This is a genomic window from Vibrio sp. 2130-1 (assembly GCF_033339515.1).
Map to the genome: position 1 here is coordinate 1 of NZ_JAWOUT010000541.1, position 571 is coordinate 571.

At 42.2% G+C, this 571-nt stretch carries 1 pseudogene; it reads right to left on the minus strand.

The annotated features are described in order from the left end of the window. Positions 1 to 221: 221 nt before the first annotated feature. Positions 222 to 571 (minus strand): annotated as a pseudogene (locus R7Q09_RS27280) (TetR/AcrR family transcriptional regulator); the annotation flags it as partial.

The window sequence follows — 571 nt, forward strand, 5'->3', positions numbered from 1 at the left end:
CTGAGCTTTATGGTGTGGCATCACACTCTCCTTTGTGACGTTTCGTCAAATTTAAAAACTAAAAAATCAGCCAGCGCTGTTTTCTAGTTTTTACGTAACTTTTCAAATGCCTCTCTAGGTTCTTCACCTTAAGCATCATCTTTTAAGTCAAATATTGACGATTCGTCACTTTAGTGTGATAAAAAAGCCAATCATCGTTTGGATTGGCTTCTGTAACCGATTTAGCGGTTCACTGTTTCTAAGTAAGCAATCTCTTCGCTAAAGAGTTCCTGTTCTACTCGACGCCAGGTTTTCCGATAGTCCCACTCTGTAGAAAGTGGCGCCCAACCTAAGCCGTCTAATAACATATTCGCATTGTGCAACACAGAAAATGGGTCTTGGATTCGTTGTATACAGCGACTATTCGATGCGTTTTGCGCAAGCGCGTTAGAACCAAATGCGATAGACCAGTTAGCAAACACAATAGCATCCGCACCTATAGCAGGAGAAAACTTTAGATCTCCGCACTCTACTGCATTATTGACCAACGCATCTGCACCGGAAATCACTTCTTCTTCTAGCCGATTCAGCT